General features: G+C 42.6%; 11 protein-coding genes. 6 read left to right on the forward strand and 5 right to left on the reverse strand.

Annotated features, from left to right (window positions below; genetic code table 11):
• Nucleotides 1–56: 56 nt before the first annotated feature.
• From ACQ76V_RS01160 to ACQ76V_RS01170, 3 genes are read right to left on the reverse strand one after another with little or no spacing between them, the layout of a single operon-like run.
• Nucleotides 57–344 carry a TIGR00730 family Rossman fold protein gene (locus tag ACQ76V_RS01160; protein ID WP_440998629.1) on the reverse strand — a complete coding sequence of 96 codons (288 nt, stop codon included), beginning with the start codon at nucleotides 342–344 and terminating at the stop codon, nucleotides 57–59.
• Nucleotides 323–610 (reverse strand): LOG family protein, encoded by a 288-nt coding sequence (locus ACQ76V_RS01165; protein WP_440998630.1) that lies wholly within the window; start codon nucleotides 608–610, stop codon nucleotides 323–325. Before ACQ76V_RS01165 ends, ACQ76V_RS01160 begins: the two co-directional genes overlap by 22 nt.
• Nucleotides 607–1,770: a cysteine desulfurase family protein gene (locus ACQ76V_RS01170; RefSeq protein ID WP_440998631.1), complete on the reverse strand. Its 1,164-nt coding sequence runs from the start codon at nucleotides 1,768–1,770 to the stop codon at nucleotides 607–609. The genes ACQ76V_RS01165 and ACQ76V_RS01170 overlap by 4 nt, the downstream gene beginning before the upstream one ends.
• A 269-nt stretch (nucleotides 1,771–2,039) precedes the next feature.
• Between ACQ76V_RS01170 and ACQ76V_RS01175 the strand changes: the two genes are divergently transcribed.
• On the forward strand, nucleotides 2,040–3,233 hold the full coding sequence (locus ACQ76V_RS01175; RefSeq protein WP_440998632.1) for a phosphoglycerate kinase: 1,194 nt from the start codon (nucleotides 2,040–2,042) through the stop codon (nucleotides 3,231–3,233).
• A gap of 108 nt (nucleotides 3,234–3,341) precedes the next feature.
• Nucleotides 3,342–5,027 (forward strand): acyl-CoA dehydrogenase family protein, encoded by a 1,686-nt coding sequence (locus tag ACQ76V_RS01180; RefSeq protein ID WP_440998633.1) that lies wholly within the window; start codon nucleotides 3,342–3,344, stop codon nucleotides 5,025–5,027.
• Here ACQ76V_RS01180 and ACQ76V_RS01185 read toward each other — a convergent pair.
• Complete coding sequence (locus ACQ76V_RS01185; protein WP_440998634.1) at nucleotides 5,024–6,775, reverse strand: DUF2207 family protein; 1,752 nt, start codon at nucleotides 6,773–6,775, stop codon at nucleotides 5,024–5,026. The two genes, ACQ76V_RS01180 and ACQ76V_RS01185, sit on opposite strands and share 4 nt — an antisense overlap.
• A 71-nt stretch (nucleotides 6,776–6,846) precedes the next feature.
• On the reverse strand, nucleotides 6,847–9,564 hold the full coding sequence (locus ACQ76V_RS01190) for a S9 family peptidase (RefSeq protein WP_440998635.1): 2,718 nt from the start codon (nucleotides 9,562–9,564) through the stop codon (nucleotides 6,847–6,849).
• Between the two features lie 219 nt (nucleotides 9,565–9,783).
• On the opposite strand from ACQ76V_RS01190, the gene ACQ76V_RS01195 reads away from it, so the two are divergent.
• The 4 genes from ACQ76V_RS01195 (at nucleotide 9,784) to ACQ76V_RS01210 (ending at nucleotide 14,690) form a co-directional block, all read left to right on the forward strand.
• The gene (locus tag ACQ76V_RS01195) at nucleotides 9,784–10,224 is read left to right on the forward strand and encodes a single-stranded DNA-binding protein (RefSeq protein WP_440998636.1); all 441 of its coding nucleotides are present in this window, start codon (nucleotides 9,784–9,786) and stop codon (nucleotides 10,222–10,224) included.
• Nucleotides 10,225–10,350: 126 nt separating this feature from the next.
• Complete coding sequence (locus ACQ76V_RS01200) at nucleotides 10,351–11,721, forward strand: hemolysin family protein (protein ID WP_440998637.1); 1,371 nt, start codon at nucleotides 10,351–10,353, stop codon at nucleotides 11,719–11,721.
• 28 nt (nucleotides 11,722–11,749) lie between these two features.
• The gene (murB, locus tag ACQ76V_RS01205) at nucleotides 11,750–12,802 is read left to right on the forward strand and encodes a UDP-N-acetylmuramate dehydrogenase (protein ID WP_440998638.1); all 1,053 of its coding nucleotides are present in this window, start codon (nucleotides 11,750–11,752) and stop codon (nucleotides 12,800–12,802) included.
• Nucleotides 12,789–14,690, forward strand: coding sequence for a DUF2779 domain-containing protein (locus ACQ76V_RS01210; RefSeq protein ID WP_440998639.1), 1,902 nt, complete (start codon nucleotides 12,789–12,791; stop codon nucleotides 14,688–14,690). The genes murB and ACQ76V_RS01210 overlap by 14 nt, the downstream gene beginning before the upstream one ends.
• The last annotated feature ends 28 nt before the right edge of the window (nucleotides 14,691–14,718 follow it).

The following is a 14,718-nucleotide window of genomic DNA, read 5'->3' on the forward strand; positions in this document are numbered from 1 at the left end:
ATTGGTAGTTATTGGCTAAAGAAGGAGGAAGGCATTTGGCTGATTCTGATTTATTTTTATTTATTGTAAAAGGGGAGGTGGCTCAAGCATTCATCAATGGTATTTGCCGTTTTTAGCAGTGATCGATTATTCGGGCTGATAAATTTATTTGCTACTGCTTCGTCAATAAATGAAATGAGCTTGTTGTAGTAACCATCAATATTGTAAATAATTACTGTTTTGTCCTGGATTCCAAGTTGCCGCCAGGTAATCGCTTCCATCAGCTCTTCGAAGGTGCCGAAACCACCGGGCAGAGCTATAAACGCATCCGAAAGTTCGGCCATCATCGCTTTTCGTTCATGCATGGTATCAGTGATATGCAGGGCAGTAAGGTTTTCGTGGCAACTTCCATGTCATACAGATGTTGTGGGATAACACCGTGAACCTGTCCGCCACGTGACAATGTAGCATTGGCAATTTCGTTCATTAAGCCCACCGAACCGCCGCCATACACCAAGCCTATTTTATTAGATGCCAATGCGTGGCCCAGCGCCTTTGTCTGAGGGATAAAGGAAGAATTATTCCCGGTTTTGGATCCACAGTAAACGCAAACTCTCTTTTTGAAGCTCATACTTTTTCCGTTGGCATCATCCGTTCTACGACAACTCCGATTTTTTCAAGGAAATAGTCGATTTCTTCAAGCGTATTTTGTTTGCCCAGACTGAGACGAATGCTCGAATTGGCAATTTTATCATCGAGTCCGATACCGGTTAACACGTGCGAGGGCTCCATAGCTCCCGAAGTGCAAGCTGATCCGTTAGAAACGCAGATATTTTCCACATCGAGATTAAGAATAAGCATCTCCCCGTCAATGCCATTTCCGTTTGAATCCATAAATGAGATATTAATAATATGAGGCACGCCGTTTTCGATATCCCCATTGATCTGATAGCGATCGCCAAATTTTTTATCAAGCCCGTTAATGAGCTTTTTCCGAAGTTTGGTGAAGTGTTTATGATGATCGTTCATTTCTCGTTGGGTCAGCTCCATTGCTTTAGCTAAGCCGATAATACCGGGTACATTCAGCGTACCACCGCGCCGGCGACGTTCTTGAGAACCGCCGTGCATCCAAGGCATCCAAGGTGTAGCATGACGCATGTACAATACCCCAATGCCTTTGGGGCCGTATATTTTATGGCCACTGATACTCAAGAAATCGAGTCCCAGTTCATTTACATCCACCGGAAGTTTGCCAACGCTCTGAACGGTATCAGAGTGGAAAGGAATATTGTGCTCATTACAAACCTCACTAATTTCTTTAAGCGGATTGATGGAACCGATTTCGTTATTTACGTGCATCAGTGAAACCATGGCCGTATTATCGTTGATGGCTTCCTCAACCTGCTTAGCAGTGATAAGCCCCTTGGAATTTGGCTCCAGATATACCGGTTTGGCTCCATGACGTTTTAACGCTTCAGCAGTATGTAAAACTGCATGATGTTCAAGCGGAGAGGTAATTACTTCCGTTTTTCCTGTAGCATTGACAACGCCCTTGATGGCACAGTTGTCACTTTCTGTCCCGCCGCTGGTAAAGATAATTTCAGCCGGTTCGGCCCCGATCATTTCGGCAATGGTTTCCCGGGCTTCTTCAACAGCCACTTTTGCGCTATTACCCATTCCATGTGGAGAATTAGCGTTTCCGTAGTGTTCGGTAAAGTAGGGTTTCATTGCATCAAACACACGTGCATCCACTGGAGTGGTGGCGGCATGATCAAAATAAACGGTATCCATATCACAGATTTTCATTAACGATTAAAGCAGTCCAAAGATATTTAAAATCAGGTAGAAAAACAGCTGCTATCGTCATCCAAAAAGGAGGATAAGATGATGTTTTGAGTTAATCCGGTTTTTATCTGTGTCCTTTATAGGTTAGTGGCATTCATTATAGAAGCTGATTTTGGGGCAAATATATCAATTAAAACAGTTTGGACGCTTTTCTATGAACTGGTAAATTCACCTGTGCAATAATTAGTTTAACAGCTCAAAAATTATAGTCACTCATGGATAAGATGACGCTCGAAGATGTGCAGGTTAAAGGGAAAAAGGTTTTAATGCGCGTGGATTTTAACGTGCCGATTAAAGATGGAAAAATTGGCGATGATAATCGTATAGTGCAGGCGTTGCCATCTATCAATTACGTAATTGAGAATAAGGGAAAGCTCATTCTGATGAGCCATTTAGGTCGTCCTGGTGGAGAAGTTGACCCTTCGTTGAGCTTGAAACCGGTAGCTGAGCATCTGCAAACATTGGTCGATACGAATGTGCACTTTGCTGAAGATTGCATCGGAGAAAAAGCAAAGAACGTAATCGATCAGGCTGAGGATGGGGAGATTGTATTGCTCGAAAATGTGAGGTTCCATGCAGGAGAAAAAGCCAACGATGAAGAGTTTTGTAAACAGTTGGCCGAGCATGGCGATCTTTTTTGTAATGATGCATTTGGGAGTAGTCACCGGGCACATTCTTCAGTAGCAGGGGTGACGAAGTTTTTACAGCCGGCTGTATCGGGCTATTTATTGGAAAAAGAGATTAAATACTTGAACGATTCAATAAATCATCCCAAGCGCCCTTTTGTAGCTATTCTGGGCGGAGCCAAGGTATCCGATAAAATTGGAGTAATTGAAAATTTACTTGATAAAGTGGACAGTATTCTTGTCGGTGGTGGAATGACTTACACTTTTTATAAAGCCAAGGGCTTGCCGATCGGTGATTCACTGGTGGAAGATGAAAAAGTGGATCTGGCCAAAGAATTATTGAAAAAAGCAGAAGAAAAGGGGGTCAATTTTGTATTGCCCTTGGATTCCGTTGCTGCCAAAGAGTTTAATAATGATGCCGAACATAAGGTCGTCGATGAAGAGGGGATTGAAGACGGTTGGATGGGCGTTGATATTGGACCGCAGACCTGTCTATCGTTTGGCAATATTATTAAGAATGCCAAGACTGTGGTTTGGAATGGACCGATGGGCGTTTTTGAGATGCCCAATTACGCCGAGGGTACAAACGCCGTGGCTGAAGCACTTACAGAAGCCACTAAGTTGGGAGCTACCACTATTATTGGTGGCGGTGATTCGGCATCAGCGATTAAGCAGGCAGGACTTGAAGATGCCGTTTCTCATGTTTCTACCGGAGGTGGTGCCAGCCTTATGTTTCTTGAAGGCAAAGATCTGCCGGGAGTAGTGGCGCTAACTGACAAGTGACAGGGTATAGTCCAAGGTTTGCTTTTAATATAAGGACGGGATGATTTCCCGTCCTATTTTTATTTATACTACTTTGTTAGATCAAAAACCTAAAAAGAGAGTTTCATTATGTCACGTCCGAAAAACGAAGTGCTTACCGATGATTATAAAGCCAGTAAAAATTTTTATAAGTCTGATCTGATTCTCCAAGATTATGTTAACCAATATCTGTCTGAACAGGCGAATAGATTTTTAGCCGAGAAGTTAAATCAGTTGGGAAAAGTAGCAGCAACTGAGATGGATGAACTTTCGCAGCAAGCAGATAAAAATGAACCGGTTCTTAAAAAGCGTAATAAGTTTGGGGAAGATATTGATGAAGTCGAATTTCATCCGGCTTATTGGGAGTTAATGAATATTGCCGCTGAATCAGAGATGTTTTATTTGAAATATCATCCTGAAAAACGGGAAGAGTTTACGGGAAGTCGACATCAAATGGGTTTTGCACTCGGTCAATTGTATGCCATGAGTGAACTTGGGCAGTACTGCCCGCATTGCATGACCGATGGCGCTGCCTATTTATTAGAAAAATTTGCTGATGATGACGACAAAGAACGTTTATTGCCAAGGTTGGGAGCCCGATTGGGGCATAAATTATTTTCAGGAGCGATGTTTTTGACGGAGAAATCGGGCGGTTCGGATGTAGGGGCTAATTTATGCAGGGCTGAGAAAGTTAGTGGGGATGCCTACCGTCTTAATGGTGAAAAGTGGTTCTGCAGTAATGTCAATGCAGATGTGATTATGGCCTTAGCACGTACAGGGCCGGTGGAGAAAGGCACGCGCGGACTGTCGCTTTTTCTCGTTGAAAAGGAGCTGCCCGATGGAGAGCGAAATTCATTAGAGATTATTCGGCTAAAAGATAAGTTGGGCGTGCGATCAATGGCTTCGGCCGAAGTTCGCTTCAACGATACACTGGGTAAACGCATTGGTCGTGAAGGAGAGGGCTTTAAGACGATGGCGCACATGATTAATATATCCCGAAACTACAATTCGGTAGCAGCTCTGGCGGCACATCGTCGGGCCATCATTGAAGCCTGGCAATACCTGAATCACCGAAAAACTTTTGGCAAACGCGCAGTAAAGCATGCGCTGATCAGGCAAAAATTTTTGGAGCTGGGTTCAAAATATTTAGCTGACTTTCTGTTGGTTTGGCGTGGTTTGCGGGCTATGGATGATGCTGAAAGAGGGGATGAAGATGAACAGCATCTGCTGCGCATGATTACGCCGATGGCAAAGTGGTGGTCGGCTGAGAATGCGGTTTATGGCGTTCGCGAATGCATGGAGCTGATGGGTGGTAACGGCTATATCGAGGATTTTGTGATGCCAAAGCTGCTGCGTGATGTCAATGTTTTACCCATCTGGGAGGGGTCGGGAAATATTATTGTATTGGATATGCTTCGTGCCTCCAAAAAGTCTCGTGGTTTGGATATAATTTTTGAAATCATAGAAAAAGCAGCCAAGCGATCTTCAGATTATGGAGGAGTTATAAAAGAGAGATTGGCTGAAATCAAAATGATTTGGAAAGACATCCGTGCGTTTGATAATCGTGATAGAGTGGAGGCCACTGCAAAGCCATTGTTTAAACAGTTAATCAAGGTCTTTCAGATGGCACTTCTTGTAGAGGAGAAACAATCAGATGGTAGTAAACGGTTTCAGCTGGCACTTGATTACTTCGCAGATACCTTTGAAAGCTCATTAAAGGCACAAAATCCACCGGACATTGATCATATTGAAACCCTTATTGGATGGGAGTATTAGCCCGCGCTTGCAGATGCACCGCCTCCCGCAGTACTGGCAGAAGCACCTGCTCCTCCGGTTGTTCCGGGAAAAGATGCTGTGCCTGTTGCCCCGAGTGTAGAAAAGCTGTTGGCAACACTTGCCACCGAAGGGGTATTTGAGCTAAAGGCTATCCAGGTGATTATAGGAACGGTATCAGTATTCGCCGTAATAATATTTTCGAGTTCTTTTTCTCCCAGACCGAAAGCCAAGGCATAAATAAAATGCTTATCCAGTTTATCTGAGGAAATACTGTGTTCTTTGGCGTGTTCAAGCCCTTTTTTATAGTTACTCCACTGATGGTAAACTTCCTCACCTTTGGGCGTACGTCGAATGATGGTAAAAGACAATATTAATGCAAGCACGGTAACAAAGAGAGCTATTAACCCAACAGGACCCGCATAAATTAGTACCGGAATACTGGCTATAACCAGTAATAATTGCACTGCAATATTCCAATAGCAGCCGGTATAGCTTTGCTCATCAATCCAATATTGGTCAAATGCATAACCTTGTAAACTTTTCTTCCAATTGGAAAACCATGATGATACCTCCGAAGATGTTCCTTCAAAGATATTATGCAATTTCTGGTGACCCTCTTCGAGGCGTCGTTCCACAAAGGTGATAATCTGTTTTTCCCACTCCTGTAATTCTGTATTTAACTGTTTTTCTGTTCGCTTGATAGAAAATGTAGGCTTATTATCAGCCAGAAAACCTTCTTCGGACGGTTCCTCCTGAATTTTGAAATACCCGTCTCGAGCCAAGTCAAGAACCGTAGCCATCAACAAGTTGCTGGTGATATTTCGTCCTTGCAGAAGCCAGCCAATAGCTGCCGGACGAATTTGGCCTGGGGCCATGATTGTTTCTGTGGATGAAAATCGGGAAGTAGAATGCCGCTTACCATATTTTTGATAAAGCAGGACAAATCCCCCGATGCTAAGTAGAATGATGAGGTAATTGAGGGTACTCCAAAGATCTGACAGATAAGCTTGGCGCTCTATTTGCTGATCACGTTTTTCCTGGTACGCCCGTTCTTCTTGTTCGGCTTGATCAAGAGAAAAACTGTTATTGGTAACAGCGATCTGTGACTTATTCAGAATCCCGGTAGGAAATATGGTCCTAACTTTAGTGAATTCGTCTTTATTGATATTAGATGCATTTCCCGTAAGTGCATTGGGTGATTTTTGAAGATTAAACCGTCCTTTGGGGCCTCTTGTCCAACCGTAAAGAGAGTCCACTACAACTGCTTTGGGGAGTTGGATATTGATTTGCAGCTTGGCAGTAGGTTTGTCTCTTTCATCCGATAGAAAATTCCAGAAAAATTGTGACCATTCCGGTCCAATAGTTAAAGCCCCTTCTAATACGTAGGAAACAGTGAACCTTCGCTTTTCATCCTCTGCTGAATAACGCCATTTCAGTTTAATGGCGTTATCATTTTTTGCTATGCTGAAAGTTCCGGGCGCCTCTGTGTTTTTATTAATATATGATTTACCATTTTCACGAACTTGAATATCGGTAATAGCCGAAAAACCCTGTCTTGGAATTTGGTACTCCGCCCAGGAAAAAGATCCATCATACACATAAGTAAGGTGTTCTGTAATCTGAACGGTGCCATTTTCATTGATAGTAACTTCAACACGGATTTCAGGAATCTCATAGTCTTTTGCAGCGCTTTGAACAAATCCCACACAAAATAATAGAGCACTTAAAGCAAGAATTTTTCGCCACATAGCTTATCAATTTGGAATAAATTGTTTGCTTTTTGTAAATCCCGGTGGGGCCAACACCGGGATAATAAGGACTATTCTTTCATTACCCGAAATCCGGTATAGTTGGTGGGAGCAGAAGGAACCTCATCCCGCTCATCCACAAAATTAATGGCCGAGTAACCGTAAGTACTTTTGGTATCAGAACTATCAAATAACTCAGCTGCATTTCCTCCTAAATCATAGATGTTTGCCTCCCCAATTTTGACACTTTTATATGATCCGACTTCCTTTAACATTGTGTGATTGAGTTCTGCCATTTTCTGGCGAAAATCGGCAAAATCGTCGTAGTTGATATCGTATCCTGCCCAATAGTTTAGCGTATTTTCGGATTTTGCCACCTTTCTTGCCTCTTTATTCAGTTGTTCAGCCTCCTGGGAATTGGGCAGTCTGTAGCTTTCACCGGTTTGATTGTTGAGCCATTGAATATATTCTTGAGCCTTTGCTTTGGTTACACCAGTTACCGGGTAATTGGCTCGCACTTCAGCGTAGGAATGATTATTATCAAAAGCTGCATACTGGGCGTTAGTAACCTCAAATCGGCCGATAGAAGTAGAGTCTTTTTTTATGGGGGTAGTTTCAGGGATGAGCGTTCCGTTTTTTATTATTCCAAAAAGCCCGGTATTTGTTTGGGCTTTGTCTTTGGTGATCAAATCAGCGATAGGACTTTCTTCTTTAAACGCTTCATTTTCTTCCTCGTAGGTGCCAAATAGATATTTATCAAACCATTTGATTTCCTCTTTCATCTTACGTGTTTGATGGGTGATCTTTTGCAGGCCGTGAGGCTGTCCCGGGAACCATAGAAAACGTACCGGGGCTTGATCAATTTGCTGCAGTGCGCGATAGTATTCCCATCCCTGGTCACGCGGTACAGCCCGGTCTTCGCTACCATGAAAGATGATGGTAGGGGTTTTAATCTTTTCCATCTCAAAAAGCGGGGATTTTTGGATATAGGTCTCGTTGAAAATTTTTCCATTGGTATCATCCCAAGGAGCACCACCAAAGTAGCTCTGGTCAAAAGAGACGCCGAAGCGACAGGTTCCGTAATCGGACGTCCAGTTGACATCTCCGGCACCCGGTGCTGCAACCTTAAACATATCGGGATACTTGACGGTGAGCATTGTTGTGATAATAGCACCATTTGACCAACCCTTAACGCCCATCGAATCGGGATCGACCTTGCCTTCATCAATCAGCATTTCAACACCATTAACCACATCGGGAACCTCATATTCATAGTAGTGTCCTTTGATCGACTCCACAAACTCTTGTCCGTGATTGCCTGAGCCGTGATAATTCGGCTGTAGCACAAACGCTCCCTTTTGAGCCATGATATTATTAAAATCGGTCCACGATTCATTCCACTGGTCCAGATCTACCCCCGATGGACCGCCATGGATAGTTACGACCAAGGGATATTTTTTGCCTTCTTCATAGTCGTGTGGATAGTAGAGGATGCCATTCACTTCCTCATCCAACGCACCGGTCCAGCGGATAACTTCGGTTCTGGCTTTCTTCTTTTTATCGAGATATTTGTTAAGTTTAATAACTTCATTGCCTTCGGGGATTTCTACCGATCGACGTTTTTCATTCAGTTCGGCCAGGCGATATTGGGGAGGCAGGGAGGCAGTGGAGTAGACATAAACGAATTTCTTGTGATCCTCCCCGACTGCTGTTACGGTAATATGTTCGTTTCTGTCTCCGGCATCCACTGATTTCTTGCGCCAATCGGCCCCATTTTTTTCAAGATAGGCAAGCTTGCGTGTAGGTCCGTTGGCCAAGCTGACCATCACATCATTACCAAATACATCAAAGCCGCCTCCAAGTCCCCAATTCCAATCGATGGGTACGTCAGTAACATTATTATTTTCAAGAGAATAATAGTGTAGCACACTTTTTCCGGCACCATTCCACTCCGGATCAGATGAAATAACTGAGACAAAATAAAATCCATTTTCATCGTCAGTAAACTCAAAATTGCCCGGTGTCTGGTACCCATCGTTTAGAATTTGCTGTTTTGATCCATCTTCAAGATTCCATAGATAATAGGTGGGCTTGGGATTGGCATCAGCTTCGTAGGACGGAGACATAATATGTGATGTCACCATCCAATGGCCATTCTTAGAAACCTTATATTGTCCTACCGGATATTCATTATCCGTAAGTCGGTTAATGTTTTTATCTTTTAAATCAAAAGAGTAAACCCGAATGGCTTTAAAATGAGCAGTGTCTTCTACGACGACTGTGTTATCTTTCATTTCTTCATACTTTTGCTCATAAAGTGTTTTTCCCTCGTTAGATTCAAAAGCCAGTTTCTGTTCGCCCATCCATTGTATATTGGAAATGCCGGTCTTAAACTCGTGCACTTCGTATGGTTCGCCCCCCAACGTACTCATTGCCCAAAGCTTTTTTCCTTCGTCGCGTGAGGATAGGAAATAGATTGTTTCTCCATCCTTAGAAAACAGTGGACTATAATCAGATTCATTGCCGCGGGTTAGTTGAACGGTTTTATATTCTCCGTTATCCCGTTTATCCAAATGTGTGAGATAAAGATCACTTTGAGAGGCATCTTTTTCCTTATCTGGCTGATATTTAACCCAGACCATGGAATTTCCATCCGGAGAAAAAGTAAGCGAAGATGCCCGTTCCTGATTGATAACGTCTTCGACCGTCCATTCATTAGTTTGCGCAGCTGCATCATTGATAGACAAAAACAGCAGACCAACGCATAGCAGTGAGTACAGAAATTTCATATCAAGTTGGTAGTTTAAGAATATTGAAGTTGACACCAAGAGAACTATTAGAACACATATCAACAGATAAATAAATAAAGTAGCAATGGCAATGGGTATAAAAACTTTTTACCTATTTATAATAGGTACAAGCTTCTACGCAAAAATTTCTGTAAGGAATTCCTCCGAAATATATCTTACCTTTAGAACGAAATAATAAAAATTAATGAGGAAAACGTTATGAGTTCACTCAATAAAGCAATGATTATCGGCCGATTAGGACAAGATCCGGATGTGCGTTATACGCAGTCCAATACCGCCGTCGCGAATTTATCAGTAGCAACATCAGAACGCTATAAGGATAAACAGGGCGAATGGAAAGAAAACACCGAATGGCACCGCGTGGTGGCCTGGGGGCGTTTGGCCGAAATTTGCCAAGAGTATCTAAAAAAAGGATCACAAGTTTATATTGAAGGTCCCATTCAAACACGAAAATGGGAAGATAAAGAGGGGCAAACTCGATATACCACAGAGATTAAGGCGCTGACCATGACGATGCTTGACAGCAAAGGTGAAAGCGGCGGCAATGTGCCTCCCAAGCCGGATAACTCGCAACCGGTATCGAGCAATGTTGACCTTAATGAAGATTTTGAGGATATCGACGACGACTTGCCATTTTAGTGGTATCCTTTCAAAATTTAGCCTAAATTAAAAGCGGTAGGGAGTTCTCCTTGCCGCTTTTACTATTCTTGAACCTCGTGGCTACAGTCAATAGCTTTAAGTAAATCTGAAATTAAAAATAGGTAGTTGGACGACCCGAGTAGTTTAGTGTTTCTTTTCGACTTTGTGTCGCAGCAGGGAGAATCTGTGCTCATCGATCCTACGTTAGATCCAGTGGCGCTGACGATACAGATTGTATTAATTATTCTGGGACTCTTTTTTTCGGCTCTTTTTTCGGGATCTGAGGTAGCTTTTTTCTCAATAGTTAACCAGCAAGACCTGCTGACCAATCGTGATACCGAGGGTTCTCCAGATTATATGCTTAGCAAGATGTTTGCATATCCCCGGAGGTTGTTAGCGACTATCCTGATTTGCAATACCTTTGCCAATATTGTGGCTTCGGTGTTGGCTGCAGTAGTTGCAGGGAATATTGTAGCCTATTTTGGGCTTTCGGAGTTTTTGATCTATACGCTGGAGGTTATCGTGCTGACGTTCATGATTTTAATCCTCAGTGAAATAACGCCTAAAGTCATTGCTATAAATAATCCGCTGAATAGTGCTCGGCAGCTAAGCTCCTTTGTCTATGTATTATTTATGCTGTTGAAGCCGATTTCCACTCTTATTGCCAGTAGCACACTTAGCCTGGAAGAACGGTTACCCAAACTTAATAGCAAGATGACTTCTGAAGATATTATGACGATGGCAGAAGTCAGCGAGCAGGAGGGGTCTATCAAAAGTGATGAGCGGGAGATTATAGAAAACGTGATAGAGTTTGGTACAACTACGGTCCGTGAGATAATGACTTCACGTGTTAATATTGTTGCTATATCTACCGACAACTCCCTTAATGAGGTGTTACAGCTTATTCGGGAAAAAGGGCTGTCGCGTATGCCGATATACGAAAACGACCTCGATAATATTTTAGGGGTAATTCACTCTAAAGATGTGCTGCCATATATCAATTCTGATATTGAACGGACAACAATAAATTGGCGTACCATTGCTCGCAAAGCTCTTTTTGTTCCCTCTACTAAAAAAGTCGATGATCTGCTTCGCGATTTCCAGCAGGAAAAAACACATATCGCTATTGTTGTTGATGAATACGGTGGTACTGAAGGGCTTATTACGCTGGATGATATTTTGGAGGAGATCGTCGGAGAAATTTCTGACGAGTATGATGATGTGGAAGAAAGTCTGTATACAAAATTTAAGAGCGGCGTATATATTTTTGATGCTAAAATAGATCTCGATGATATGGAGGATATACTGAATATGGAGCTTACCTCCGGGGATGATGAATATGAAACGTTGGGTGGTCTTGTCTATCATCTTACAGAACGTATCCCCAATGTAGGCGAACGGGTATATTATAATAATATGGAGCTTACAATCCACTCCGTTAAAAATAATCGCGTAAAAAAACTCCGTGTAAAGGTTCAGGATCGCCCCAAAAAATAAAATTATTTGAAAAATAGTATAGCTATAAATGAGCACTGTTTTTGAATCGCTTGTAAAAACCGATGTAGATTTAACGCCTTATAATACGCTGAATATTTCTGCAAAAGCGCGATATTTTGCTTCGGTTGAATCTGAGTCGCAGCTAAAACAAATATTGCAACATCCCAAAAGCGAGGGACTACAAATTTTGGTGCTGGGCGGGGGCAGTAATGTCTTATTTGTAAATGATTTTGATGGTTTAGTACTGCACATTGGGATCAAAGGACGAGAAGTGATCAAGGAAACGGATGAAGATATCTGGCTAAAAATTGGGGCAGGAGAAAACTGGCATCAGATCGTGCGTTACTGTGTGAATAACGGATGGGGCGGTATCGAAAACCTTTCGCTGATTCCCGGCACAGTGGGAGCAGCCCCCATTCAGAATATTGGCGCTTATGGCGTTGAGCTGGAAGAGGTTTTTGAGTGGCTGGAGGCTGTAGATATAGAGGGAAGAGAAACCCGCCGATATGAAAAGCAGCACTGTGAATTTGGCTATCGCGATAGCATTTTCAAAGGAGAGTTAAAGGGGGTTGTTATTGTAACAAGTGTTGTACTGAAACTATCTAAACAACCCGAACTGAATACTTCATACGGCGCGATCCAATCAGAGCTTGATAAAAGGAATATTAAGCAGCCTACCATTAGGGATATCAGTGATATTGTTATTGATATCAGAAATAGTAAGTTGCCCAATCCTGATTCACTTGGTAATGCAGGCAGTTTCTTTAAAAATCCCATTGTCAAAGAAGAAGTCTATGAGCGTATTATAGAGAAATATCCCGAAGCGCCGGGCTACGATATGGGAAATCAGAAAACGAAAGTACCGGCCGGCTGGCTGATTGAAGAAGCCGGTTGGAAAGGGAAAGTTGTGGGGAATACCGGAACCTACAAGCAACAGGCGCTGGTTATAGTAAATCATGGCGATGCCACTGGTAGAGAGATTATGGACTTAGCCGACCGCATCAAAACGACAGTGAAAGAACAATTCGGCATCGATCTTGTTCCGGAAGTTAATATTGTGAGTTCGGATGGCCTGGTTTAACGATCGTAATAAATATTTTAGCAGACACCTCTTTGGGGCCGGTCTGGAATGTCCGGTAAAGCTTTATTACTACCGGCAAGGCTATCCCCAAAATAAGCAGTCGCGACCATTTATAGAACACGCGATCTATAATAAGAGATTGCTTACGGCTTTAGCTCGTTCCGTTTATTCCAACGGAATATTGGTAAATGAGAAGCAGGTAACCAAAGCATCTGATAAAACTGCGCAGTTTTTGCAGAGTGATGAGGTTGTTGTTTTTGATGCAGTATTTGAGCATCAGCAGATGATGGCGCGTTTGCCCATCGTGCATAAAGCAGGTAATCAGCTAACGGTTTTTTATATCCGTACCAAAGCATTTGATTCCCGTAAACACAGCATTACAGATGCCGAGGGGCAAATCAATAGTAAATGGGAAAAGTATCTGTTGGATTTAGCTTATCAGATATATCTGGTTTGGAAGAATTGGCCTAAGGCGGACATCCGGGCAATACTGGTTATGCCGGAAAAGTCGAGCAACGCATATACCGATGATCTGCCACTGTTATTGCATCCGTTGGATAATAGGGCTAAAGCCGAATCCATTGATGCTTCCAATCAGGAATTGTTGGCCAAATTGGATGTTTCTGAGGTAGTTAAGAAATTGATAGGAAACACTGGCTTTGCTGAACAATATCTTCCCAAACCTTCGGTGGAAGATACATTGAATTTTTTTCGTTCGGTCTATTTTGGAGATGAAAAACCGGCTACGGAGGTCGGTTTAAAGTGTAAAAGATGTGAATTCCGTATTGAGTCGGAGAGAATTAGTAACGAAAAAAAAAGTGGATTTAACGAATGTTGGTCCTCAGTAATGCCGGTAGAAAATCCATCCGAAAATCACATTTTTGATTTAATAGGTCCGGGTACCAATCGGCGACTTTCTAATGGCAATTTTGACCCAAAAGATATTCCTACTGATTCTATTTTCAGTTCCGCAAGTGTTATGAAATCGGAGGGACGGATTTCTCAGGAGATGCGCCAGGCGTTGCAGGTTCATAAGAAGAAGGATGAAGAGGTTCCTGAGGAAATTATCCGACCTGATTTATTTGAAGAGCTTGAACGGTGGCAATTTCCATTACATTTTCTTGATTTTGAGGCGGGCAACTATGCCGTACCGGTCCGTAAAAATCGCAGGCCTTACCATTTAGTTGTTTTCCAGTTTTCGTGTCATACGTTGTATCGGGATGGATCCTGGAAACATAGAGAGTGGATTGATGATTTCCGGAGTGGCTACCCCAATTATGAACTGATCAGAAAGTTGAAGCAGGTCCCCGATATTGAAGAAGGGACTATCGTACAATATTCCAACTTTGAACGGAATGCCTTAAAAACAATCCGGTCAGAGTTACTGCATGAACAAGATGTAATTGCAGATGCGAATAACCTTAACAACTGGATTGAACAGATTATAAATCGTCACGATTCTTCACACTCTCAGCCACCCTATATTGCCGATTTAAGTCGCCTGGTAAAGAATTATTATTACAATAGGGAGATGGAAGACTCCCTAAGTATCAAAGATGTACTTCGTTCGGTTATGAGCCATAGTCCCTATCTGAAAAATATCTATTCAAAACCGTATTCGAGCAGTAATTTTGATCAAATTATTTGGTGGCAATCCAATGGGCATGGCGGAGCACGTAATCCTTACTCAATCCTGACAGAGACCGGGGATTCGCCTATACGTCGTGGCACGGAGGCGATGGTGGTGTACGGCAAAATGATAGCACAGGAGTTGCCCCCCGAAAAGCGTAACGCCTATCAAAATGCGCTGCTGAAATATTGCGAACTTGATACGTTAGCTATGATGATGATATATCAGCACTGGCAGAAAAAGAGGCAAGAATCCTAAATTTTTGTACAGGAACATATATAAATTG

The sequence above is a fragment of the Fodinibius sp. SL11 genome (assembly GCF_052060035.1).
Classification (GTDB): Bacteria; Bacteroidota; Rhodothermia; order Balneolales; family Balneolaceae; genus Fodinibius.